The following is a 23,931-nucleotide window of genomic DNA, read 5'->3' on the forward strand; positions in this document are numbered from 1 at the left end:
CAAGTTTTGAATAGAAATGAGTCGCTGTGTAGACATCCCAAAAGAAGCCTTTCTCCAAGCGGAAAGGCTCCTTTTCTATTTCTTAATTGGCTTTCCTGGCTTTCCGGTATTCTCCCGGCGTGATGTGCTCTCTTTTACGGAAAGAACGGATAAAGTTTTGCGGTTTGTGGTACTGGAGCCGCTCTGCAATTTCTTTGATCGTCATGCTTGTTTCGACCAGCCACTTCTGGGCCATATCCAGCCTGTAATTCATCAGGTAGTCGCTGAAGGTAATCCCATATTCTTTTTTGAAAATATTACTTAAATAGTTCGGATTATAATGCAGCCGGTCCGCGATCTGCTCCAATGTCAACTCCTGGTCGTATTCAGATCTGACGATCACGGCAATTTCTTCGGACAGACAACGGAACTGCTTGTTCGTTTTGTCCTTCATGCTTCTGACCATCGGGAAGATTACTTCATCCACCAGCATCCGTTCGATTTCTTCGGGATTGCGGGTGTCCAGCAGCACATGATAAAGGGCGTGATTGTCCTGCGTAAGCAGCACCTCGATGCCGAGAAGCTGTTCCAGCTGGATCAGATTGTTCACGAACCGGACCAGGGCGACCTCGAAATTCATCGAGTATTTATTTTTCTTCATCATTTCGGCGAGCAGCAAATACAAAGTGCGGCTGACCTGTTCTTCATCGCCGAGACGTATGGCATCGAAGAGCTGGGACTCCAGCTCGACCGGGTAATGCAGCAGCACGGGCCCGGACACGACCCCGGAAATGTCTTCATAAAAGATGATCGATTCCTTGCCCAGATTGAGACGGTGGTGCAGCGCCTGTTTGCTCATCTCGCAGGCTTCTTTGCTCTCCAGCAAGCTTTCAACCGTTTTGCTGATTCCGACGCTGATGGACACTTTCAAATATTCCCTGGCGTTCTTCATTAAGGCCGTAGCTTGTTCAAACAGTTGTTTACGGATTTCCTGCTCCGTCTTACCCGTGAACATCAGGATGGTAGCTTGGGACTTATCGTTCAAAATAATCGGAAGCATACGCTGCTCCGGCGGGATCTGTTCTTCCACCAATCTGTTGATCGCGAGCAGTAAAACGTCCTTATCAGAAGCTTCCCGCTCGCCGAGATTGTCCAATTGAATCAGCATCGTGACGTAAAGCGTATTTTCGGGCATCCGGTATCCCAGTCGAGGCAGCTTTGATGCCAATTCGTCCGCGGTAACACGGTTACGGAACAGATTCATGATCAGCTGCGTCTCGAGCTGCGGCTTCTCCGCTTCCATCAGGTTCTCCAGGCTTTCTTTCTCCGTCAAAATCGTATCGATAGAATGAATGATCGATTCGATCTCGTTTTTGGAGCCGGTCTCGCCATCCAGGGACAGACTGCGTTTGATTTGCCGGATCGGTCTCGTAAAGTAAAGGGCGAACAGGTAAGCCACGATGACGATCAACAATGTCAGTACCGTACCCATCGTGATAATCCCGAATCTGGCCAGCTTAAGGGCGCCGGAAATTTCTTTTTGATCCAGCAAGGTCAAGTAAACCCAATTGTTATATTCCGACTTGGCATAGATTATTTTTAAGGGGGAAGACTCGCCGCTTCCCTTCTGCAGGGACAGAACGCCGGTTTGTCCGGGTTCTTCGGTAATGCTGTCCGCCGCCATTTTCAATTGTCCGTCGTTGAGAACGGATTTCTCCGGCCTGCTCTCATACATTAACTCGCCCTGCCGATTCAGTATGTACACGACGCTGTCGTCTCCAGTCCCAATCGTTTGATCCAGCGACTCCAACGAAATGTCGGACAAGGCGATCGCTTGTTTATTTTTGGAGAAGACGGGCAGCGTGTTGACGAAACGGATCCCCGTCTCCGTTTTGGTCCAAAACAAGCTCTGGTCTTTATTTTCCACATAGGTGTGGATCAGTTCTTCCCTTTGTTCCTCGTTCAGCTTCGACAACCTGCCGTTCGAAATTTTCCAGCTCTGCTCCAGGCTGATCAATGCATAATTCGTCCGCTCCATGCCCAGCGTGGCGATGTAATTAAGCTGGGTGTTGACGTTCCGGTAAGCGATGAAGTCCTGCTCCGTGATCGGGTTCTTTACGACCTCGCTAAACGAGGTAGTTGTACTGTATGTGTCAAACGCATATTCGATGGTTCGGATTTGCTGTTCTAAATTATTTTTGGTTTGCGATATAAAGTTTTGCTTACTGCCCGCAATCCGTTCGTTCACGGAGCTTACCGTACTAAAATAGATGTAACTGGCAAAGCTGGCCACAAGGCCAATCCCTAGGACAAGAATCGGAATGAAAATTTTGTAGAACATGCTTCCTTTGTGCATCCGCGCTGCTCCTTTGTCAGTTGTGATCAATTCCAATTATAGCGCTTACAGGGGATCGGCGGCAATGATAATTTTCACGTGTGCATTATATAATTCCCTTGACTTCCAAGGAAATTTGGACTTAAAATGAAATCGTTAAACCAATATCATTTCCCGGAAGAAGAGATTCCATGGTCACGATCAAAGACATTGCAAAAGTCGCTGGTGTTTCGCATACGACGGTTTCCCGTGCGCTAAACGGAAACCCCCTCATCAAGAAGGATACCAGGGAAAGAATCGAAAAAATCGCCGCCGAGCTGAATTATATTCCCAATTTTAGCGCCAAAAGCCTGGTCATGAAAAAATCGTATACTATCGGACTGTTTTTTTCCAGTATTGATCAGGGAACCTCGGCAAGTTTTCTTGTCGACGTCATCAAGGGAATCAATCATATGCTCGACGAAAACTACAGCTTGACGGTGCATGGGATCGACAGTATCAAGCATTTGGACAGCATCTCGCCGCGGCGTTTTGACGGCATTCTCGTCATGAGCCAGAGCGACGCGGACAACGAATTTATTTATCATGTCAAAAGAACCCGCATCCCGCTCGTCGTTCTTAACCGCCATTTGGAGGATCAAGGGATCATGAACGTCGTTGCCGACGACAGAGGCGGGGTCCGGGAAGCGATCGACTACGCCATAGCCCAAGGCCACAGCAAACTGGCGATGATCGAAGGCAAAGCAGGCTTCAAGTCGTCCGCCGAGCGGAAGCAAGGCTTTCTGGACAGTTTGCTGGCTCACAGTCTTCTCCCGAACCCGGAATATTTTGCCGCCGGGGATTACAGCATCGAAAGCGGCTACCGGATGATGAGCTCTTTACTCACCCTTCCCGCCCCTCCGTCGCTGGTATTCTGTGCGAACGACGATATGGCGATCGGTGCGATGAATGCCTGCTATGCAGCCGGAGTTCCCGTCCCGGACGGAATATCCCTGATCGGATTCGACGATATCGTATTCGCCCAATATACTAACCCGGCGCTGACCACCGTCCGCAGACCGATTACGGATATCAGCGAGCTCGGCACCAAGAAGCTGATTGAGCTGATGCTGGACCCGGAAACCAGGCCCGAGCAATCCCTGGTCCAAACGAAGTTCATGATTCGCCGGACTGTCGCAAGCTGTTAAACGGCATGTCCGGGAGGCACTTAATTTCGTTAAAAAAAGAGTTCATCTCTTTTTTTATACAAAAATGTTCACGTGTGCATTAAGCGATTATATGATGAAAAGGAGCGAAACATGACCATGACACAACCGCTTTCCAGAAACTCGTTTCCCGCTTTGCCCTCCTATCCCGAGCGGATGATTCAATTCGGGGAAGGAAACTTTATGCGTGCCTTTGTGGATTGGCAAGTGCAGCAGATGAACAACAAAGGGCTGTTCCAGGGCAGCGCGGTTCTGATTCAGCCGCTTGAGCAAGGACTTGGCGGGATGCTGGCCGAGCAGGACTACCTCTATACCGTTCTGTTGAACGGCATCCTGGACGGGCGGACCGTCAGCGACCGGGAAATTATGACCAGCGTCAGCCGGCTTATTAATCCATACAGTAATTATCAAGATTTTCTTGCCTTGGCGGAGGATGACGCACTCGAATTCATCACCTCGAATACCACGGAAGCCGGAATCGCCTACCATCCCGGAGACCGACTGGAAGATACGCCGCAAAAAAGCTTTCCCGGAAAATTGACGGCCCTGCTTTACAAGCGCTTTCAATTAGGCAAAAAAGGATTCGTCATCATTCCATGCGAGCTGATTGACCGCAACGGCGAGAAGCTGCGCGAAATCGTGCAGCGCTATGCGTCGGAATGGAATCTGGGAGATGAGTTTGCCGCGTGGCTGGAGACGGAAAATACGTTCTGCTGCAGTCTGGTCGACCGGATCGTGCCGGGTTATCCGCGCGACAAGGCAGGCGAACTGGAGCAGGAACTGGGCTACCGGGACAACCTGATGGTCACCGCCGAACCTTTCCTGTTCTGGGTGATCGAGGGTCCGGCATGGCTGAAAGAAAAGCTGCCGCTCGCGGAGGCCGGTTTGAACGTCGTCGTCACGGAGGATATGACGGCTTACCGGGAACGCAAGGTCCATTTGCTCAACGGGCCGCATACCGCGATGGTGTCGCTTGGACTTCTCGCCGGTCTGGAAACCGTCGAAGACGTGATGAATGACGGGGTTTTCTCCGCATTTGTACGTCAATTGATTGAGGATGAACTCATTCCTATGCTGGATTTGCCTCTTGAGGAATTACAGTCCTATGCGGCAGCAGTACAGGAACGGTTCCGGAATCCGTTTATCCGGCATGAACTGACCTCCATTTACCTTAACAGCGTTTCCAAGTTCAAGACCCGCCTGCTGCCTGTGCTGCTCCGTTACCGGAAGGAACGCGGAGAACTGCCGAAGCTGATCACCATTGCTTTTGCCGGGCTGCTGCTCGGATACCGGGGGGATCGCCTCCAACGCCAGGACAGCCCGGAGGTGTTGGCTGTTTTTGATGAAGCCTGGAAGGATCCGCAGTCTTTTGTTGAGGTCATTCTTCAGGACAACTCGCTTTGGGGAGAAAATTTATTATCCGTTCCCGGATTGAAGGAAGCGTTGGCGGACGGATTGCGGCTGCTAGATTCCGTAGACTGCTGGACCGCACTGGAACAAACGATCGGAGGGGAAATTCAATGCAGCGACTCATGAAAATGAATGCCAGGGATACGGTAGCCGTCGCCCTGCGCCCGGTCCAAGCCGGGGAAGAAATTATATTCGATGATCAGACGTACACCGCCCGCCAGGATATTCCGCAGGGCCATAAAATGGCCTTGACCGATTTTGGTGAGGGCGACATCGTCACCAAGTACGGTTATCCGATCGGGCATGCAACAACCTCTATTTCCAAGGGCGAGCATGTGCACACCCATAATCTGAAGACCAATTTGGTCGGGGAAGAAAATTACGAATACCAGCCTGAGCTGCATCCCGTAACCTATCCCAAACGCTCTCTCTCCTTTGACGGGTATCGCCGCAGTAACGGAAAGGTAGGCATCCGGAACGATCTCTTCATCGTCCCAACGGTCGGCTGCGTGAACGGGGTCGCCGAGCTGATGATCGCCGAGTTTAAGGCCATCCATCCCGATCTCGGGAGCTTCGATAACGTCACGGTGCTTAAGCATCCTTACGGTTGCTCGCAGCTTGGCGACGACCACCGGATGACGCGCAGTATCCTGCTGGATGCCGTGAATCACCCCAATGCGGGCGGGGTACTTGTATTCGGACTCGGCTGCGAGAACAATATCGTCGCCGAATTCCGCGAAATGCTGGGCGACTATGACGAGAGCCGCATCAAGTTCCTGGTGGCCCAGGAAGTTGGCAACGAAGTCGAGGCAGGCCTCGCGCTGCTGGAGGAAATCTATGAGGCCGCGAAGGATGACCGCCGCGAGCCCGTGCCGATCAGCGAGCTCAATGTTGGCCTCAAATGCGGCGGCTCCGACGGATTCTCCGGCATTACCGCCAACCCGCTGCTGGGCGCCTTCTCCGATTTCCTCATCTCCCAGGGCGGTACTACCATTTTGACGGAAGTGCCTGAAATGTTCGGCGCCGAAAAAATGCTCATGGCCCGCGCGGAAAGCCGGGAGGTTTATGAGGACATCGTCTCCCTGATCAACAATTTCAAACAGTACTTCCTGTCGTACGGCGAGCCGGTCTACGAAAATCCTTCCCCGGGCAACAAGGCGGGCGGCATCAGCACGCTGGAGGACAAATCGCTCGGCTGCACCCAAAAGGCGGGAACCGCTCCCGTGGTCGATGTGCTGCAATACGGGGAGAAGCTGCGCAAAAAAGGCCTCAGCCTGCTGCAAGCACCGGGCAATGACCTCGTCGCTTCCTCGGCCTTGGCGGCCGCCGATTGCCAGCTCGTCCTGTTTACGACCGGGCGCGGAACGCCTTTCGGCAGCTTCGTTCCGACCGTCAAGGTCGCGACGAACAACGAGTTATACAACAACAAAAAGCATTGGATGGACTTCAACGCAGGACCGCTGCTGGAAACTCCCATGTCCGAGGTGCTTGAGCAATTTATCGATTACATCATCGCCGTCGCCAGCGGACAAAAAACGCGGAACGAACAAAACGAAGTGCGCGAGCTCGCGATCTTTAAAACCGGCGTGACGTTGTGATCACGGGCGGGGCCAGGGGCTGAACCGGACAGGGCGCTGGGCCAGTTGGTGGCTGGACTTGATACAGGATTGGGAAGCCCGTCCGGGGAGGCCTGGGCCCGAACGGTCCGGTGATCCCGTCGCGAAGCCTGGCCTTGCCCTGATCTCAGCCAAAGTCTCGCCTTGGGCCCGGCCCATAGTAGTAAAGCAAATTAGCTGTAAATATTGCAGCTAATTTAAGGATATTCTTCATTTCCTAAACTTTAGATGTAAAATCTGCAGTTAATTCGGCTCTATCTCCCATTCTTCATGCATTCGGAGTAAATTAACTGCATGTTTTACAGCTATTCAATCATTCGGTTCAATAAGTGCTAAATTACCTGTATGTTTTACAGCTAATGTTCGAAACGTCATTAATTTATTAACTTTAAAAAGGAGCCTACCCCATGTTTCTGAATGATGACTTCTTGCTTTCCACCGAGACTGCCCGAACCCTGTTTCATAAACATGCGAGCCACATGCCGATCATCGACTATCACTGCCATCTCGATCCAAAGGAAATTTACGAGAACCAGCCTTTCAAAAATATCACCGAAGCCTGGCTGTACGGAGATCACTATAAATGGCGCCTGATGCGCGCGAACGGTGTGCCGGAATCCCATATCACCGGGGATGCTTCGGACTACGATAAATTCCTTGCTTGGGCCCGGACGGTCCCCAAGACGATCGGAAATCCGCTATTCAGTTGGACGCATCTGGAACTACGTCGTTTCTTCGGCGTCAACGAACTGCTGAATGAACAGTCGGCCCCGCAAATTTGGAAGTCCGTGAACGAAAAGCTTGCGGGTGAGCCGTTCAAGCGGCGCAACATCATCAAAAACGCAAACGTAAAGCTAGTATGTACGACGGACGATCCCGCGGATTCCCTGGAATATCACCGGTTGCTGAAAGAAGAAGAACAGGGCTTCTCCGTCCTGCCGACCTTCCGTCCCGACAAGGCACTAAACATCGACGCGCCCGGTTTCCCGGATTGGCTGAAACGCCTGGAATCGGCGTCCGGTCGGACGATTGCTTCATATAACGATCTGGTAGAGGCACTTCGCTCCAGAGTCGATTACTTCCATGATCACGGCTGCCGCCTGTCCGACCACGCGCTCGATATTTTGCGTTACAAGGCCGGCGATGTCTCGGAGCTGGAGGCTATTTTCCGGAAAATAACAACCGGAGAAGTGCTGACAGAAGAGGAAATCACGGTTTACCGTACCGAGCTTTTGACCGCCCTCATCGGCATGTACCGCGAAAAAGACTGGACAATGCAATTGCATCTCCATGCCTACAGAAACAACAATACTCCGATGTTCAATAAACTGGGACCGGATACCGGGTATGACGCTTTGAATGACCTCCCGATTACCGCCCCTCTTTCACAGCTGCTGGACCGGGCCGAATGCGGAGCGGGTCTGCCGAAGACGATTCTGTACTCCTTGAATCCCAAGGATTATCCATCCCTGCTTACCCTGATGGGCTGTTACCAGAAAGAAACGCCGGGCAAACTGCAGCTCGGCTCGGGCTGGTGGTATAACGATACCCGCAGCGGCATGCGCCAGCAATTAACGTTGTTTGCCGAGCATAGTCTGCTCGCCGGCTTTGTGGGGATGCTCACTGATTCACGCAGCTTTCTCTCTTACACACGACACGAGTATTTCCGACGGGTATTATGCGAACTGATCGGAGAATGGGTCGAGCGCGGAGAAGCTCCTGACAACGAGGACCTGCTCGGAGGCATAGTTGAGGATATCGCATACCACAATGCCGCAGGCTACTTCGGGTTTGATATAAAATGAACTAAGGTATGATGCAGGCAAGGAGTAAGACGATTCCGAAGAAGAAGCTGAAGCTTTCTGCAAGAAAGCGGGAGGTATTACGATGTCATGTACTTTGTTTATAGCGGGAGACTCTACTGCGGCGATCAAAGGGGCCACCGAAAAACCGATGACGGGCTGGGGCGAGCATCTTCAGGCGTATTTCGGTCCTTCTCTTCGTATTGACAATAGGGCTGTGAACGGGCGAAGCACCAAATCTTTTTTGGCCGAACGAAGGCTTGAAGCGATCGAAAAAGAGTTCCAGGCGGGAGACTACCTCTTCATCCAGTTCGGCCACAACGACGGGAAACAGGAAGACCCTTTGCGTTATGCCGACCCGGAAAGAGAATACCCCGCCAACCTGAAGCGGTTTATCGAATCCGCCCGCCGGGAGGGCGGGATGCCTGTCCTGTTGACCTCGGTCAGCCGGCGGCGCTTCCTGGCGGATGGGAGCCCCGACCCTGATGCGGTCGGCGCTTATCCCGAGGCTATGCGCCAGGTTGCGGCTGGCACCGCAACCCCGTTGCTGGACATATTTGCGGCTTCACAACAGCTTTACCGCGCACTCGGGATCGAGGGCACACGCCATCTGTTTATGCATTTGCCGGAGCAGGCCCATCCGAATTATCCTGAAGGGATCAGCGATGACACTCATTTCTCGGATGTCGGCGCCCGTCATATCGCCAGGTTGGTAGCCCAAGCGGTCCATCAGTGCGCTGCCCTTCCGGAATTAAGACAACATCTTATAAGAACGACAGAAGGTTATCTCCCTGGAAAGGTGGCGATGCCGGAATGAATTTAATGAAGGACTCAGCAATAGACAACTCAGAAATCGCGGCGTTTCCCCCGCTCAATCTTGGCGTGCGTGCCCATGATTTCGGGCGGGTACCGCTGGACCTGCTCATCAAGAAAATCCAGGAGCATTCTTTTTCGAACATCCAGTTTGCCGTCAAAAAGTCGTTTCCCGACAGCGTGAGAAGCCTGTCCGAACTAAGTCCCGGTGCCGCCTCCTACTTTGGAGGCGCGTTCCGGCGAGCAGGCATTCACCTGGCGGTGCTCGGTTGCTACGTCAATATCGTCGCTACCGATTCCGCAAAACGGGGGGAGGCGCTGAACGGCTTCGTCACTCATTTGCGTTTGGCGAGAGACTTTGGCGCCAGTCTGGTAGGTACGGAGACCGGCAGCGTCGGGGATGGCTATACGCCCGATAATTTTACGGAAGAAGCGTTTCGGCAGGTTGTTGCCTCCGTTAAGATCATGGTTGCCGAAGCCGAGCGTTTTGGCGTCACTGTCGGCATCGAGGCCGGGCAGAATCATCCGCTCCATTCGGCCCCACTGGCCCGCAGGCTGCTCGACGAGGTGCCGTCTAACAACCTTCAGGTCATTCTCGATTGCGCAAACTTGATGTCCCCGGAGAACTATACGGATCAGGACCGCATTATTGAGGAGGCTTTTGAGCTTCTGGGCAACCGAATCGCTGTCGTTCATCTTAAGGATTTCACAATAAAACAGGGACGAATTCACATCGTCCCTGTGGGTCAGGGGCTGCTGCATTTTCGCCCCATACTAAGCTATATGAAATATCAACGCCCCCATATCCACGGGATTCTCGAAAGTACGCCCGAACCGGATATGAAGGACAGCATTGCCTTCCTGCAGCAATTATACGCAGAAGTATAACCTGGCTTGCAGCTTGAGAGCAGGCCTATAAAATAGTCGTCAGCAAGGCAGATAGCCTACTTGGCGGACTCCGTCCCGGCTAGCTGCTCTAACGCCCGCTGGGCAAGGCGCATGAAGAACTCCGCGCTGACCGGCAATGCGCCTTCATCCAGCGTAAAGGCGGGATGATGCCATTCCTGCGTGCCGGCGGTGCCCATGAAGACGAATAGTCCGGGCACCGTTTGCTGGTATACGGCGAAGTCTTCGCCGGCCGAGGACAACTGGGGCACGACCGGGTTGTGTCCCAACTCGGAGGCAACGCTCCAGGCCAAGTCGGCCAGGGCATCATCGTTGGCGATCGGCGGCGGCCCTTCGACCCAGCGCACCTTGGCGGTCGCGCCGAAGGCGGCGGCCACGGTCTCCACGATGGCGGCGAATCGCTCCATCACGCGCTTCCGCGTCCCCAGATTAAAGGTGCGGAGCGTGCCCTCCATCACCGCTTGCTGCGGGATGACGTTCCACACCGTACCGCCCTGAAGCCGGGTGACGCTCACGACCGCGCTTTGCAGCGGACTAACGTTGCGGCTGACGATCGATTGCAGCGCCGTCACGATATGCGCGGCGGCGAGAATCGGGTCTACGCCTGCATCGGGCACGGCCGCGTGGGTGCCCACGCCGTCCACTTCAACCACAAACCCGTCCGCGGCCGCCATAAGCGGGCCGCCCTTGATCCCGATCGTGCCCACCGGCAGATCGGGTTTGTTGTGCATGCCGAACACGGCCTGCACTCCCTCCAGCGCGCCGCTCGCGACAACCTGCTTCGCTCCCGTCGCAATCTCCTCCGCCGGCTGGAACAGCAGCCGGACCGTGCCCTGCAGCTCCGCTTCCCGCTCCTTCAGCAGCAAGGCCGCTCCGATCAGCGCCGCCGTATGGAAATCATGCCCGCAGGCATGCATTTTCCCGGGGACCGTCGAAGCGAAGGGCAATCCACTCTGCTCGTCGATCGGCAGCGCATCGATGTCCGCGCGCAGCGCGATCACCGGTCCACCCCGCATCCCCCCGATTTCAGCGATCAGTCCCGTCTGCAGCGGAAATTCCGACGCGATCCGGATCCCGGCTTCCTCCAGCCGTTCCCGGATATACGTGGTCGTGTTATTTTCTTCATTCGCTAACTCAGGGTGGCGATGAAGGTGACGCCGCATTTCAATCATTTGATCACCTATTTGCTCAAGCTGCTCTGTCCATGCTCCAGCTCCATTATGCATCTTCAAACCCATCCCCTCGGTCTCTTTTGTATGAAATTTATGATAAACCTATGGAGGGAGTTGAGCAAGCCAACGCGACGCAGGATCAAACCGGATCGTGCTAATCTAATTTATTCCCACGGAATCACGGTATCGAAGAATTCAACGGACTCAGATTTCAGCAAATTCTTGTTCACTGTAATCCGCAGAATAGCCATCCATTTTTTTACCTCCTACTTATAACACGATCGACAATTGAAAAATATCTCGCAAAATGAACAGCACCCGAAACAATTTCGGGTGCTGTTCTGACCAACAGAAATAGAACAAATTAAATAGCAGCTTCAGTGATGTGGTCCGCCGCTCCGGCTAAATGATGGATCGTCCGCAAATAGCTGACCGTCCGGTTTAAGGAGTGCATAATCACGGAATGGGTCTCGGCTGTGTTATTCGGCAAATAGCGGACCCCGCTGAGCAGATCGCCCGAGGTTACGCCAGTGGCGACGAACAGCACGCTGCCCCGGCCCACCATCTCGTCCATGCCTAGCAGCTGCTGCGGATCGCTCAGGCCCATCCGCCGGCAGCGCTCCGCTTCCTCGGGATTCCCCGGCAACAGCCGTCCCTGCATCTCACCGCCGAGGCAGCGGAGAGCCGCTGCGGCCAGCACGCCTTCCGGAGCGCCGCCGGAGCCCACATAGAGATCGACTTCGCTCTCGACGGCAGCCTCGATGGCTCCCATTACATCTCCGTGGCTCAGCAGCTTGATCCGGACGCCCGCTTGTCTAAGCGCCGATATCATGTCCCGGTGGCGTTCACGATCCAGGATCGAGACCGTCATTTCGGATAACGGCTTGTTGAGGATGTCTGACGCTTTGGCGAGCGTAATTTCGATCGGATCGTCCAGGGATAACCGCCCCGCCAGTGCGGGACCGACAGCCAACTTCGCCATATAGATATCCGGCGCATGCAGCAGATGACCTTGCGGGGCAGCCGCGATAACGGAAATGGCATTGTTCAGCCCATTTGCCACCGTCTCCGTCCCTTCCAGGGGATCCACGGCGATATCCACCTTCGGCCCCCGGCGATTCCCTACCTTCTCACCGATATAAAGCATCGGCGCTTCATCCATTTCCCCTTCCCCGATCACGACGGTGCCATCCATATCCACGGAAGAAATCAAGCTCCGAATCGCCACCGTTGCGGCTTCGTCCGCACTGTGTTTGTCGCCTCTTCCCGTCCAGCAGGCCGCATCTAGCGCAGCCGCCTCCGTAATGCGTGCCAATTCCAAAGCAATATGACGTTCCATATGGATCCCTCCCGTTAATTATCTATAGCTGCTTCATAATCAAGCCTGCGGTTTCTTCAATCGCCTTATCCGTCACATCGATCACCGGACAGCCTAGCGAAGCAAACAGAGTCTGCGCATATTTCAGTTCATCTTGTACCCGTTCCAGTGAGGCATACGGGGCATCGTCGGGCAGTCCCATCGACTTTAGACGCTCCGACCTGATTTTGACCAGATGCGTAGGGTCGATCGTCAGGCCGATGATTTTGCCGGCGCTTATTTCCTTCAGTTGCGTGGGCGGCGTCAACTCAGGCACCACCGGATAGTTCATTACTTTCAAGCCTTTATGGGCCAAAAATATCGACAGCGGCGTTTTAGACGCTCTTGAGACCCCGAGCAGCACCAGATCGGCTTTCAGGATAGCCCCCACGTCTTTGCCTTCGTCATTGTTGACCGCAAACTCCACCGCCTCCACGCGGCGGAAATAATCCTCGTCCAGCCGGTGCAGCAGGCCGGGAGTCCGTTTCGGCGTATCATTGAATGTATCTATAAAAGCCTGCATCATCGGTCCCATAATATCCACGGCCCGGACGTTAAGACGAACGGCTTCTTCCCGTATGACCTCCCGCAGTTCAGGCTGGACTAAAGTATAGGCAACAAAGCCGCCGCGTCCCGCTACTTCCTCCATGATTGCGCTAAGCTCATCTTCAGAGCGGACGTTCATCATGCGTTTGATTTCCGTATTCGGCAGTTCGAACTGGCGAAGCGTGGCCCGGACGACCGCATCGGCGGTTTCGCCGACCGAGTCCGAGCAGATTGCTATGAAGTGAGCTTGCTCCTGGTTCATTCCATTCCTCCCGTTATTCCTCTGCTAACGTTTCGAGCAACATTTTGATAATGTTCGTTTTGGAAATGCGTCCGACCACGTTCCATTCCCCTTCTCCCCCGGAAGGAGCGGGAACTACGACAGGCAGGCTGTCGATCTGATGGGTAATAATAATCCGCGCGGCCTCCAGAACGGTGTCCTCCGGCGAAACGGTAATGACATTGGCCCGGCGGGTCATAATGAAGCTCACCGGCATCGTAGAAGCCGACGCGTTTCCGAGCGTGACCTTTAACAAATCCTTGCGGGACACGATCCCCGCCAGCCTTCCCTCTTCATCCGTGACGATCAGATGCCCGACATTTTCCAGAAAAAGAGTTACGACCGCATCATGGATCGTCGTCGTTTCCCGAACGACCACAGGAACGCTATGAACGTCACCGACCTTCATGTCCAGCAGCCGGATTTTATTTTCATTTTCAGATATAGCCCGCTTCCCGAGAAAATACCCTACCTTCGGCTTGGCATCGATATAGTCGAGCATCACCAGGACCGACAAATCCGAACGAATGGTCGGACGGGTTAAATTCAGCATCTCGGCGATCTGTTCCCCGGTGATGGGCGCATGTTTTTTCACGATATCCACGATTTCCAATTGACGGGATGTCAGTTTAATAGTGATCCCTCCGTATTTCGTATATGCCCGCTCTGTCGAGCGGAACGAGGTGCCTCCTTCCGCTGGAAATGTTTTCTGAATATATAGTACGTCATATATATTTATTTTTCAATATATAATACGCACTATATTTTAATTGTGATGGTTTACTTGGATCGTACCGGGGACAAAGTGACATCACTAAAAACAAAAAAAGCCTGCTGGTCGCAGACTCTTTTGTACTAAGTTATTCATCTTTCAACTCGATCGCTTCCTTTATAATCGTCCTCTCTTCTTCCGTAACTTGCTCCATTTGCTCTTTTAGGAGCGATAGCTGACCGGCGATAGATTGGTCGGATTCAATGATTCCGGCAATATTTTTATCCCACAGGTCCTTGAGTTCCGCGTCGAGAGGTGTTGGATATATTCCCGTATTGAATTGCGCATAGCTTTTTGCCATACTCTTCGGATCTTGTCCGCCAAGGTAGCTCTCCTTACCCGAATCGTCGGCCGTTTTCGTCAGCAATACTACAGTCTGAACGTATTTCCATGCTTCCGATTTATGCTCGCTGTCTTTGGTAATAGAGATCATCGCCCCATCCCGATAGCCGTATAAACGAAACGGCAGCTTCGAAACGCGCCATAACCCCGCCTGATCCGGAGCCCAGTTCTTTAGTGAATCCGTTGTCCATGGCCCCCCGTGCAGCATCGCCAGCTGTCCGTCACGAAGCGCCTGCTCACCTGAAGGATCCCATATGGAACTTCGAAGCGCAAGTCCGTTCCGGCGAATCTCACGCGCTACATAAATCGCATCCTGAAAAGTCTGACTATCCCAGGCGAACTCAAGATTACGATCGAGAATGCTGGAAGACATCGCAGCAACCTCTATAGGGTCCGTATAATGCTGAAAAAGAAAAATTCCTTTTTCCTTCAGCTTGATGGCCATATCTACCCAGTTCTGCGGTTCGCTTAAATATTCGGCCAATTTGTCCGGATTTGCAGGGAAGCCATTCTCTTCAAGTAAATCAGCACGATAGTACGTAAAGGCCGTCGATAACTCAATGGGCAAAGCGATCAGCTTATCCATCTTCACGTCCGAAAACTGGGGAAGCATATCAGCCGGGATTTGTTGCTCGAATCTGCCAACTTGATTCCCTTGTTCCCGAAGGTCGCTCAAAATATCAAGACCGTTCAGCTTCCCTGCCATGGAACTATCGAGAAAAACCACATCGGGCGACTCGCTGGTTCCATAAGCCTTGATTAATGCATCCGCAATATCTTCATATTTTAATCGTACGGTTTTCACCTTTATTTGAGGATAAAGCTTCAAAAATTGCCGGTCCGTTTCGGTAGTATCATAATAAGTCCAAACAAGCAGTTCATCCTTTTTCCCATGAGTGTCCTTGGATTGTTGCGAATCCTCAGTATCGAGGGAAACGGGTGTCAGCTCCGTCAAATAACTGCTGCATGCCGTCATTACGAACAGCATCGTCAAGATGGTCAGCCTCCAGAATCTAATCACGCCTCACTATCTCCTTGTCCATTACTTTCCCAGACCAATGCAGTTCCGGACTGTTTGGCCAGGTACATGGCCTGATCCGCAAGCCTTAACAATTGATCCGGATTATCATTGTCTTTGGGATAGGATGCAATCCCGATACTCGTTTGCGGCTGAAGTTTGAGATCTTGAATTAGCAGCGGTGTCTTGAACAGCTCCAGGATCTGTTCAGCTGTCTGTAGTACAAGCATCGGATCCGCTGTCGGAAGAACGACGACGAATTCGTCTCCCCCGAGACGACATACTTGATCGGCCCCTGCCGCAGTAGTTAATAAACCGGCGACATGCTGCAGCAGCTTATCCCCTACTTCATGTCCGTATGTATCGTTGATCTCTTTGAATTTATTCAAATCCATAAACATTACCGTAACCGCTGGTGAACGTTCCTCAATTAACCGCTTCAATTTCTTATGGAAATAGAGGCGATTCGGAATTTTTGTCAGAGCGTCCGTAAATGCTAGTTTCTGAAATTCCTGCTCAGACTTCCTGATCTGCTGCGCCTGCTCCGTTAGAACCTTGTTCATTCGTATAGCTTCGGCGAACATCTCCTTGAGCCTGACCGCCATCTTCTGAAAGTTCCTATACAGCTTATCGAACTCCACAATATGACTTTCGGCGCTATAACTCTCAAAGGTCGCCGCTATTTTATCAGGCAGGCCGGTCGTTTCGTGAGTGAGTTTAATCAATATCTGGACGATCAGCTTACTGAACCAATATACAACGAGCAGCACGACCAAAATAAACGCAATGATGAGTCCAAACTCTATCGCATAAATGCTATATACCTCATACAAAAAATGAGAGGCGGGAACCCTTACATTGATGTTGTAATCCAGGTCCTCATTCATAGGAATGCTATACCAATAAAATCCGCCGCTCCACATAGACAACTCGGTAAAATATCTGTTGTCAGGCAGCGTCAAATATAAATTGGAATTGTACCGGAATAAGTTGATTTTCTCAGGAAGATTACTAACTGAAGTATGTGCGGCAATGTCCTTGGAGCTGGCTGCCAAGACGTCACCGCCAGGATTACTTATAACGACTTCAACAGCTCCGGACGTAACATTGTTGACGATCGCCCTCAGCTTGCCTAACTGGATCATATCCCGAAGTTCCAATGCGCGATAATCCGCCTTGCTCCAACTGCTAACCTGCTCCTGGACACTGCTGGCCGTAGATTGTGTCAACTGCAATGCACGTAAATTAACGACATGATTCTGTGAGATTCCCGTCATAATCATAAAGCAGACAAAGGGAAGAATCAGGCCGCTAATCGAAAGATGGACGAAAATTTGTTGAAGGGGAATTTTCTTGTTCCTCTTCTTAATTTTCAATCGGCGTATAAAAGGAAGATAGGTTGTCAGCACCTCTGCCATCAAAGCGTTCGAGGATCCATTCACGCTTGATTTGGCAAGGAGTAGAAGCAGCTGCGTATGCGATTGAAACAGATGAACGTACAAGGATAAGAAGAGAAACAGTGCGCTTGTTATGAACCAGAAGAGCAGGTCATACACAAATACAGAACCTTTGCGAAGCCTGAAGGCGAGCGCAATGAACAGGATCTCGGCAAAGACAATTACGGAGTCAAAGACGGACAGCTCCAGCAGAAAATAATTACTGCAGGCAGTAAGAAATGCTATTAGAATTGCCGCCGGGCTTCCGATAAGTATAAATCATGATAATAAAGAGGGTAGAAAAGTGAAATTTCATTCCATATAGCATAGGCAAAGATAGAAAATCGCCCAGCAAGCTAAAAATCAGCAGTAATATAGTGAGTGTCAGTCTGGCTTGCAGACGATGGTTTGAGCCCCGCATAGTGTCGTTGCCTCCGCAAATGATACATTATCAAAAATAGAAACCTATCTCTAATAATACTTCCTTTATCGACAGTTACGAACATTTTTTTATACCTACTCTTGTCCGCCTTGATACTGGGTTTCATCTGCCTTGGCTTGCTCAAGCAATTCGGTTGCATCATCCAGAGGTTTATAACCGATGAGTTCCTCCAGATAATCAATATTGTAATAATTGTCGCTGTTCGCGGAGGTGCCGTATAAATTCAAATAGTTAATCTCTGCGTCCGCCTCAATGCAGAATAAAATCAATCCAACAACAAAAGGCCCCGCCGCTTCATGTCTAGAAGGGAGAGACCTTGTAGTTAATTTAACCTCGGTGGAGGTTGCCCTTAATTAGGCTCGTGTTTGATTTAGCACTTCTTATCCTTCCACGATATCAGCCCGAAGATCGGATGCAATTTCGACCATGAGGGGCACGATTTCCTGATGGGAGATAGCTACATACAGATCACCCATATAGTGTCTGAATGGAATAAGGTCTTCTCCGTGTTTCCACATAAAGAAATCCCCTTTTATAGACATGGTGCTCTCCTCACCTTTTACAGTCAGCACCGTCTGATAAGTGAAATCCGCCTTGGAAGAAAAATATTGCTGGCATTCCTCCAATGAAATCTCTTGCCCGCTTGAGTCTGGTTGCATGGATCTCGTAATTCGAAAGCGTTGATTCATAAGTATCCTCCAAAAAAATGACCTTGTATTCCCCATTACCTTAATCGTTAAGCTTGTCTCTGTCAATGAAGGCTGTTTAGTTTAAGACGTCATTCATAAACCTCTCCAGCCCGGACACATCGGTAATATTCCGGTTGCACTTGGCGCTGTCGATGCACATATAATTTCCGACCCGCCCGAAATGATCCAGGGCCGATCCGGATTTGACTTTCGTCTGTGCGGTAACAAAGGCGATCTCCTCATGCTTGTTGCAGAGGCAGCAGACCCCTTTCTTGTTCGTCGGACTGAAGCGTCCTTCTACGCCCGCCATCTTCCCGTCTAAGTTGTAGACGATAAAGAGTTTATTGCTTGAAATATCGGTCCATCCGATATAGGTCAGAAACCGGAAATCGAGCTCGGCCAGCGGCGGAAGCTTCAACTTTTTAACTTTTCGGAAAAGCTTCTTCAACTGTTGTTCAGTTACCTGTTCTAAGGGCGTAACGTACTCCTCCAGCTCGCTTAGATAAGCTTGGAATTCCTCTGAACGGTTCAATGCCGGAATCCGATCGAAGAATCGCTTCTGCTCCTCCGTCGCAGACGGGAACATCTCCATGACTCGGGTCCAAGTGGTGTGGCGGGTAGCAGCTATTACTTTCTGGTCGGCTGTGGTCTTAATATTGTTATCGAGACGCCCTACCAGGCGTTTGATTAAATTAAATTCATGGTTTCTCATAAATGGCGTTAGCATTCGTTCTCCTCCTCATTCCAGCAAAAAAATTACCTAACCCTTATTTTAAAGTGTGAATGAAGTCATTCCTATGTAAACAACAACTTAGAATCGATTAAGACAGAAAAACACTGATGAAGAATAACTTCATCAGTGTCCGTCATTACTATTTTGCTGAATAGACAATTTTCTTAATCGTTTCCATGGACAGAAAATAGTCCTGAGCAAGCTGCTCAATCTTGATATTATTCTTGAAATCGTGTCTTATGGCGGCATTCCGGCGATCTAGCCATTGTCTGCTGCCGCTCCTGCTTCCCCAAGGCTTATATTCCATCTCCGGTTTAGGAATGTAGATGGTTTCCCCCTGGATATATTGTTGAATTTCTGTGATCAGCTTTTCGGGCAATACTTTTTTGGCGTTCGTATATTTCAACTTGCTTCACTCCTTATTAAGAATAAATAAGGCGCAAAGCCAACTATTAGAAAAGCTTATTTAGCGTTAGAAAAAGTTTGACCCCATGCAAAGTAACGCTTCTCCAATAATGGCTCTGCATGAGTGAAAGAAGTCACAGACAATCCTAACGGATTCTCCATCAGTAACGCACCCCCTTTACTTTTCCAGTATACCATAGGGGTCAATGCATTTTCTCGTCTCCCTGTTGCAGCATTTCTGCCAAGTAAGGGTTCAAAAATATCCCCGAAGGATCAAGTTCTTGGCGAAGTTGGTGAAATGCATCCCACTTCGGATAGATCGAACGGAGCCGGTCTGCAGTCATCGTGTGCATCTTGCCCCAGTGAGGTCTTCCGCCATGTTGCCTGCAGATCTCCTCCACTTTGGCAAAATAGTCGGCGTACTCCATCCCCCGATACATATGTACGGCGATATAGGCGGAATCGCGTCCATTCGCGGGGCTAAGCCACAAATTATCTCCCTGTACATAGCGGCATTCGATGGGAAAATGAACGGCGAACTGGTGACGATCTACCATTTCGCGTATTTCTTCAAGTACGATTCGCATGCGGTCAGCAGGTACGCTGTACTCTAATTCGTTAAACCGAACGAGCCGCGGCGTCGCGAAAATACGGTGACTATACCCCACTTCCTGTACATCCGGCACGCTTGCCGCCGATAATCGGCTTACCGGTTTACAAAGGCGCGGGATGAGCCTGCAGCACTCCGACAATACCCAGAACAGTACATTTTCCATCAGCAGGACTTTCCAATAACTCCACCGGCTCGGCGGCCCGGGAACCTCATTCGTCTTATTTGTCAGCTTGATTTGAGCGACGTCCGTATAAGGGAACCAATAAAACTCGAAATGACGGTTCTCCTTTTTGAATAGATCAAGCTGTTCAAGGCATTGGGAGAATGATATTTTGCGGCTTGTATACCGGAGCGCATACGAAGACACAACACGCAGCTTCACTTTCACGATAATCCCGAACATCCCTAATGAAACCTGCATCGCCCGAAAAAGCTCTTCGTCCTGCTCCGCCGAACATTCGAGAATATCCCCTTTCGCAGTAACCACCGTCAAGCCTGCCGCTTGTGTTGCGAGGCTCCCAAGCCGCTCGCCCGTACCATGCGTTCCTGTACTGATCGCTCCTGCAATGGATTGTGCATTAATATCGCCCAGATTCTCTTGCGCCACCCCAAAAGCATGAAGTTCTTCCCCGAGTCTGTCCAGTTTCGTGCCGCCCCATACTTCAGCGATGCCCTTCTCTGAATCAACAGAAATTACGCCCTGCAATTGATCCAAAGAGACCAATACATCATCGGTCTGAACGAGCCTTGTAAAAGAATGTCCGGTTCCCACGACACGCAGTTTTCGTCCTTCGGCCGCACAGGCCTTAACAACCTCGACCACCTCATCGATGCTGGCCGGATATACAATGCTTCTCGGCAGTCCGCGTACTAATCCTGACCAATTACGCCATTCTTTCGTATTACGTTCCTTCAAATTTATAGATAACATAGCCCGTCCCCACGATATGTCGTTGTCTCGCCAACGATACCGTTATTTGAAATGTAATAGAGGTGCTTGAATCGTTCGCATAACTCCCCTGCTTTGCTATGACGCATAAAGATCGGATCGCCGAGTTCCAGCTTTTCCGGCCCGTTGTAGCGAATCGGCGTCTGGACTTCGCCTGCTCCTTCCATCGCAAGGAGTGCCGCACCTTGCGGCAGGTAGGGTCGCGGCAGTTTATCGTTGCCTGCAGCACCTGATGCCGTGTACCCTCCGCCTAAACAGGTGTAGAGATCACTGCGCGGCTGGCGCACGATTTCGATCGCGTACCCTGCGGCGGGAAGCAAAGTGAAGTCCCGGTAGTGGTCAAATAGACCGGGTGAATAGAAGCCAGAACCGGCCGTAACCTCGGTGACAACGGACTCCTCGCTGCTTGTGTGTAGACTGCCCGTGCCGCCTGCATTCACGAACCGCAGCGGAGGAAGGCCCATTCGCTCAATCGCTGCGATCAGCTCCGCCCGCCGGTCTGCGGCCTCACGGATCGAGCGGCGCTTAAGGAACCGCACGATGGCGTTCTTCAGCGCCTGCCCCGGCACCCGGTCGCCTAAGCCCGCAACCTGCGCTTCGTAACCCATGAGCCCCTCGAGCACGACGTGCCTCGACTGTGCGATGCGCTGGATAAGGTCCAGCGCCGCAGCTGTGGAGCGTATAGGCGAGCGCCATACGCCGAAATGCAGCCCCGGGACATCGATCGACAAATCGATGTCGACACAGAGCGGCAGCACCACGCCGTACTTGGAGGCTGCCGCTTCCGCCTGCTCGACATGACTCTCGCAGTCGACCATCAGCGTGATGCTGCAACCACCCTCACGCTGATGCATGGCGACGGACGCCAGCAGACTCTCGTCCACCGCCGGATAACCCAGCAGCAAGTCCATCAACCCTTGCTGCGCCAAATAAAGTGCTTCCGGCACGGTGAAGCACATGATGCCCTGAAACCGGGCATCGGCCTCCAGAATTCGCCGGAGCACATCAACCGAACGGATCGATTTGCTTGCAATGCGGATTTTCTTCCCGTTTGCCCGCTGAAGAATGCTCTGAATATTCTGCTGCAGCATATCCAGATCAACGAAGGCAAAAGGCATCGGAAGCCCGCTGCAAACTTCTTTATAGTACCGATAATCGCGCAGTTACTTCGACCTCCCTTCTTTCTATAGTAGATACGCCATTTTCTTGTACTATTAATATTCTGATTAACAGAGGGATAGTCCATGATTTCCGGGGCCTTCAGAGGATGGAGACTTCTTGATCGAAAAAAAGAAACTCCCCTTTGCGGTTCCAAATGGAATCACAAAGGGGAGCTCTTGATGGCTATTCATTTGAATTCAAAGATACTGACGTTCACCGGTCCTCGGTTTATAAATTCTCCCAACGCGAGCTGATAAACAAAATGTAAATGCGTCTCCAGACAATTTTCAGAATCATGTATACCGGAATGACTACCAGCATCCCGATAATGCCAAACCAATTTCCGCTTCCCAAAACAAGGAGGATCGTCGTTACCGGATGAATGTCCAGCTTCTTCCCGAAAACATACGGTGAGATCACATTATCCTGAATTTGCTGTGCCACTAAAATTATTACCAGTGCCCAAATACCGGTAGATGGAGATTCAATTAAACCGATAATAACAATCGGGACAGATGAAATAATAGCTCCAAACATGGGGATAAAGTTGAGTATAACCGCAATCAAAGTCAATAAAAGTGCGTAAGGAAGTCCTATTATAATAAATCCGATAAACATAAGAACTCCTAATGCTAAATTGACAATGACCCTCCCGATAATATAATCATTTAATGCTTTGTCCATATCTCTGGTTACGCGATACACGGTTCTCCGGTATCGAAGAGGAAAAAGTTTGGCTAGACCTCGCTTGAAGCGATGCCCCTCCTTTAGCATGTAATAAAGCAAAATCGGAAAAGTAAATAAAACGATAGCAAACTGGGATAGAAAAGAAATAAAGCCGGATAAATAATTGCTTAGAAAAGCGATTCCTTTGCTTAAATAATCAGTCAGGTTAGCAAGCAAGTTTGAATCAGACGGGAGAATCTTTGAAAGAAATGAATCCTCCCCCGCATTATTTATTTGGACATCAAGCTTAGCCAAAAAGTTTGGAATGTTTTGCACTAAATTAAACAACTGATCGCGAAGGAGCGGCCAGACCCCTGCAATAAATCCAATAGTCAATATCACCAAGACAACATAAAGTATAAGGATCGCTAAAGACCGTTTAATTTTATATCTTTCCATGTAAGCAACTACTGGCCGAAGCAGATAATAAAAGAATCCCGCAAGCAGCAAAGGGATTAATATCGCTCCTATGACTGCTTGCATCGGTAAGAAAAAGGGTTTTACAAGAGAAAATAAATAAACGATGGCCAGCATAATCAGAACAAACTTCCCACCGCGCGTCCATTTATCCAGCAAGTTCATCTTCATTCACACCTAACTATATTAATTGTACATGCCAAATATTATAGTATAAACCTTACTGCTTATAAAGTTTGGCTGACTTAGAAAAAAAACTCATCTCCATGGGTGAGACAAGCTTGGGTTCCGGCTCCCCCATCCCTTTCTCCAACAACTCGTTCCCCGGACTTTCATCCGAACAATCCCGGCGATATTTCCCTTCTTCCAGCTTCATGTCGATAAAATCGACGACCTGCTGCAGTGAGGCGATTTGGCTGACAATACTCTCGCGGTGGCTCTTTAAGAGTTCCACCAGTTCGGGATATTCCGCAGGATCGGTATCGACGGAGACCGTCAAAAAAGGCCGCATTTCCTCTAGCGGCATCCCCGTTTTTTTGAGACATGCGATCAGCCGGATCGTATCGATGCTCTCCTGTCGATAGATGCGATGCCCGTTGTCCTTCCGCTCTGCACGGGGCAAGAGCGCGATCTTTTCGTAATAACGGATCGTATCCTCAGTAATTCCGGTTTGCTCGGCGGTTTGTTTTATCGTAAAGGTTTGCTTTTCCTTCATTTTGCACCCTCCGTAGATAACGTTTTGTGCATTATACATCTTGGAGCTGGCTCCAAGTCAAGTCTCTTATTTTTAGGACAAAACTTTGTTTT

General features: G+C 50.8%; 20 protein-coding genes and 1 pseudogene. 6 read left to right on the plus strand and 15 right to left on the minus strand.

Annotated elements, in window-relative coordinates:
• Nucleotides 1-82: 82 nt before the first annotated feature.
• On the minus strand, nucleotides 83-2,335 hold the full coding sequence (locus NYE70_RS10095; protein ID WP_341045868.1) for a helix-turn-helix domain-containing protein: 2,253 nt from the start codon (nucleotides 2,333-2,335) through the stop codon (nucleotides 83-85).
• Nucleotides 2,336-2,505: 170 nt separating this feature from the next.
• Here NYE70_RS10095 and NYE70_RS10100 point away from each other — a divergent pair, with 170 nt between their 5' ends.
• From NYE70_RS10100 to NYE70_RS10125, 6 genes are all read left to right on the plus strand, one after another.
• Nucleotides 2,506-3,501 (plus strand): LacI family DNA-binding transcriptional regulator, encoded by a 996-nt coding sequence (locus NYE70_RS10100; protein ID WP_341045869.1) that lies wholly within the window; start codon nucleotides 2,506-2,508, stop codon nucleotides 3,499-3,501.
• 117 nt (nucleotides 3,502-3,618) lie between these two features.
• Nucleotides 3,619-5,055 (plus strand): tagaturonate reductase, encoded by a 1,437-nt coding sequence (locus NYE70_RS10105; RefSeq protein ID WP_341045870.1) that lies wholly within the window; start codon nucleotides 3,619-3,621, stop codon nucleotides 5,053-5,055.
• The gene (locus NYE70_RS10110) at nucleotides 5,040-6,527 is read left to right on the plus strand and encodes a UxaA family hydrolase (protein ID WP_341045871.1); all 1,488 of its coding nucleotides are present in this window, start codon (nucleotides 5,040-5,042) and stop codon (nucleotides 6,525-6,527) included. The genes NYE70_RS10105 and NYE70_RS10110 overlap by 16 nt, the downstream gene beginning before the upstream one ends.
• 425 nt (nucleotides 6,528-6,952) lie before the next feature.
• Nucleotides 6,953-8,350, plus strand: coding sequence for a glucuronate isomerase (gene uxaC, locus NYE70_RS10115; RefSeq protein WP_341045872.1), 1,398 nt, complete (start codon nucleotides 6,953-6,955; stop codon nucleotides 8,348-8,350).
• A gap of 82 nt (nucleotides 8,351-8,432) precedes the next feature.
• Nucleotides 8,433-9,164, plus strand: coding sequence for a rhamnogalacturonan acetylesterase (locus NYE70_RS10120; RefSeq protein WP_341045873.1), 732 nt, complete (start codon nucleotides 8,433-8,435; stop codon nucleotides 9,162-9,164).
• Nucleotides 9,161-10,048, plus strand: coding sequence for a sugar phosphate isomerase/epimerase family protein (locus tag NYE70_RS10125; protein WP_341045874.1), 888 nt, complete (start codon nucleotides 9,161-9,163; stop codon nucleotides 10,046-10,048). The genes NYE70_RS10120 and NYE70_RS10125 overlap by 4 nt, the downstream gene beginning before the upstream one ends.
• A gap of 56 nt (nucleotides 10,049-10,104) precedes the next feature.
• Here NYE70_RS10125 and NYE70_RS10130 read toward each other — a convergent pair whose 3' ends face one another.
• From NYE70_RS10130 to NYE70_RS10195, 14 genes and pseudogenes are all read right to left on the minus strand, one after another.
• Nucleotides 10,105-11,238 (minus strand): amidohydrolase, encoded by a 1,134-nt coding sequence (locus tag NYE70_RS10130; protein WP_341045875.1) that lies wholly within the window; start codon nucleotides 11,236-11,238, stop codon nucleotides 10,105-10,107.
• Nucleotides 11,239-11,602: 364 nt separating this feature from the next.
• Nucleotides 11,603-12,577: a class II fructose-bisphosphatase gene (gene glpX / locus NYE70_RS10135; protein ID WP_341045876.1), complete on the minus strand. Its 975-nt coding sequence runs from the start codon at nucleotides 12,575-12,577 to the stop codon at nucleotides 11,603-11,605.
• A gap of 22 nt (nucleotides 12,578-12,599) precedes the next feature.
• Entirely contained in the window at nucleotides 12,600-13,403 is an 804-nt protein-coding gene (locus NYE70_RS10140) for a pyruvate, water dikinase regulatory protein (RefSeq protein WP_213655676.1), read from the minus strand.
• A gap of 13 nt (nucleotides 13,404-13,416) precedes the next feature.
• On the minus strand, nucleotides 13,417-14,034 hold the full coding sequence (locus NYE70_RS10145) for a helix-turn-helix transcriptional regulator (protein WP_213655675.1): 618 nt from the start codon (nucleotides 14,032-14,034) through the stop codon (nucleotides 13,417-13,419).
• Nucleotides 14,035-14,281: 247 nt separating this feature from the next.
• Nucleotides 14,282-15,556: an ABC transporter substrate-binding protein gene (locus tag NYE70_RS10150; protein WP_341045877.1), complete on the minus strand. Its 1,275-nt coding sequence runs from the start codon at nucleotides 15,554-15,556 to the stop codon at nucleotides 14,282-14,284.
• Nucleotides 15,553-16,929 carry a diguanylate cyclase domain-containing protein gene (locus NYE70_RS10155; protein ID WP_341045878.1) on the minus strand — a complete coding sequence of 459 codons (1,377 nt, stop codon included), beginning with the start codon at nucleotides 16,927-16,929 and terminating at the stop codon, nucleotides 15,553-15,555. The genes NYE70_RS10150 and NYE70_RS10155 overlap by 4 nt, the downstream gene beginning before the upstream one ends.
• A gap of 576 nt (nucleotides 16,930-17,505) precedes the next feature.
• Nucleotides 17,506-17,694 (minus strand): annotated as a pseudogene (locus NYE70_RS10160) (NAD-dependent epimerase/dehydratase family protein); the annotation flags it as partial.
• Nucleotides 17,695-17,811: 117 nt separating this feature from the next.
• On the minus strand, nucleotides 17,812-18,120 hold the full coding sequence (locus NYE70_RS10165; RefSeq protein WP_211020025.1) for a hypothetical protein: 309 nt from the start codon (nucleotides 18,118-18,120) through the stop codon (nucleotides 17,812-17,814).
• 76 nt (nucleotides 18,121-18,196) lie between these two features.
• Nucleotides 18,197-18,847, minus strand: a complete 651-nt coding sequence (locus NYE70_RS10170; protein WP_341045879.1) for a FusB/FusC family EF-G-binding protein — start codon at nucleotides 18,845-18,847, stop codon at nucleotides 18,197-18,199.
• A 145-nt stretch (nucleotides 18,848-18,992) separates the two neighbouring features.
• The gene (locus NYE70_RS10175) at nucleotides 18,993-19,259 is read right to left on the minus strand and encodes a CD3324 family protein (protein ID WP_211020027.1); all 267 of its coding nucleotides are present in this window, start codon (nucleotides 19,257-19,259) and stop codon (nucleotides 18,993-18,995) included.
• Nucleotides 19,260-19,461: 202 nt separating this feature from the next.
• The gene (locus NYE70_RS10180) at nucleotides 19,462-20,802 is read right to left on the minus strand and encodes a D-arabinono-1,4-lactone oxidase (protein WP_341045882.1); all 1,341 of its coding nucleotides are present in this window, start codon (nucleotides 20,800-20,802) and stop codon (nucleotides 19,462-19,464) included.
• Nucleotides 20,790-21,938 carry an amino acid deaminase/aldolase gene (locus tag NYE70_RS10185; RefSeq protein ID WP_341045883.1) on the minus strand — a complete coding sequence of 383 codons (1,149 nt, stop codon included), beginning with the start codon at nucleotides 21,936-21,938 and terminating at the stop codon, nucleotides 20,790-20,792. The genes NYE70_RS10180 and NYE70_RS10185 overlap by 13 nt, the downstream gene beginning before the upstream one ends.
• A 271-nt stretch (nucleotides 21,939-22,209) precedes the next feature.
• Nucleotides 22,210-23,289, minus strand: a complete 1,080-nt coding sequence (locus NYE70_RS10190; RefSeq protein WP_341045884.1) for an AI-2E family transporter — start codon at nucleotides 23,287-23,289, stop codon at nucleotides 22,210-22,212.
• A gap of 55 nt (nucleotides 23,290-23,344) precedes the next feature.
• A complete protein-coding gene (locus tag NYE70_RS10195) occupies nucleotides 23,345-23,839 on the minus strand; it encodes a MerR family transcriptional regulator (RefSeq protein WP_211020030.1) in 495 nt (164 codons plus the stop codon).
• Between the last annotated feature and the right edge of the window lie 92 nt (nucleotides 23,840-23,931).

The sequence above is a fragment of the Paenibacillus sp. FSL R5-0407 genome, assembly GCF_038009185.1.
GTDB lineage: Bacteria > Bacillota > Bacilli > Paenibacillales > Paenibacillaceae > Fontibacillus > Fontibacillus vini.

Bases quoted from the DNA above. Each gene is read 5' to 3' on its own strand.
- NYE70_RS10125 (WP_341045874.1), top strand. From the start codon at position 9,161: ATGAATTTAATGAAGGACTCAGCAATAGACAACTCAGAAATCGCGGCG.
- NYE70_RS10180 (WP_341045882.1), bottom strand. From the start codon at position 20,802: ATGTTATCTATAAATTTGAAGGAACGTAATACGAAAGAATGGCGTAAT.
- NYE70_RS10100 (WP_341045869.1), top strand. From the start codon at position 2,506: ATGGTCACGATCAAAGACATTGCAAAAGTCGCTGGTGTTTCGCATACG.
- NYE70_RS10120 (WP_341045873.1), top strand. From the start codon at position 8,433: ATGTCATGTACTTTGTTTATAGCGGGAGACTCTACTGCGGCGATCAAA.
- glpX (WP_341045876.1), bottom strand. From the start codon at position 12,577: ATGGAACGTCATATTGCTTTGGAATTGGCACGCATTACGGAGGCGGCT.
- NYE70_RS10185 (WP_341045883.1), bottom strand. From the start codon at position 21,938: ATGCCTTTTGCCTTCGTTGATCTGGATATGCTGCAGCAGAATATTCAG.
- NYE70_RS10170 (WP_341045879.1), bottom strand. From the start codon at position 18,847: ATGCTAACGCCATTTATGAGAAACCATGAATTTAATTTAATCAAACGC.
- NYE70_RS10110 (WP_341045871.1), top strand. From the start codon at position 5,040: ATGCAGCGACTCATGAAAATGAATGCCAGGGATACGGTAGCCGTCGCC.
- NYE70_RS10105 (WP_341045870.1), top strand. From the start codon at position 3,619: ATGACACAACCGCTTTCCAGAAACTCGTTTCCCGCTTTGCCCTCCTAT.
- NYE70_RS10140 (WP_213655676.1), bottom strand. From the start codon at position 13,403: ATGAACCAGGAGCAAGCTCACTTCATAGCAATCTGCTCGGACTCGGTC.
- NYE70_RS10165 (WP_211020025.1), bottom strand. From the start codon at position 18,120: ATGAATCAACGCTTTCGAATTACGAGATCCATGCAACCAGACTCAAGC.
- NYE70_RS10130 (WP_341045875.1), bottom strand. From the start codon at position 11,238: ATGATTGAAATGCGGCGTCACCTTCATCGCCACCCTGAGTTAGCGAAT.
- uxaC (WP_341045872.1), top strand. From the start codon at position 6,953: ATGTTTCTGAATGATGACTTCTTGCTTTCCACCGAGACTGCCCGAACC.
- NYE70_RS10195 (WP_211020030.1), bottom strand. From the start codon at position 23,839: ATGAAGGAAAAGCAAACCTTTACGATAAAACAAACCGCCGAGCAAACC.
- NYE70_RS10190 (WP_341045884.1), bottom strand. From the start codon at position 23,289: ATGAACTTGCTGGATAAATGGACGCGCGGTGGGAAGTTTGTTCTGATT.
- NYE70_RS10095 (WP_341045868.1), bottom strand. From the start codon at position 2,335: ATGCACAAAGGAAGCATGTTCTACAAAATTTTCATTCCGATTCTTGTC.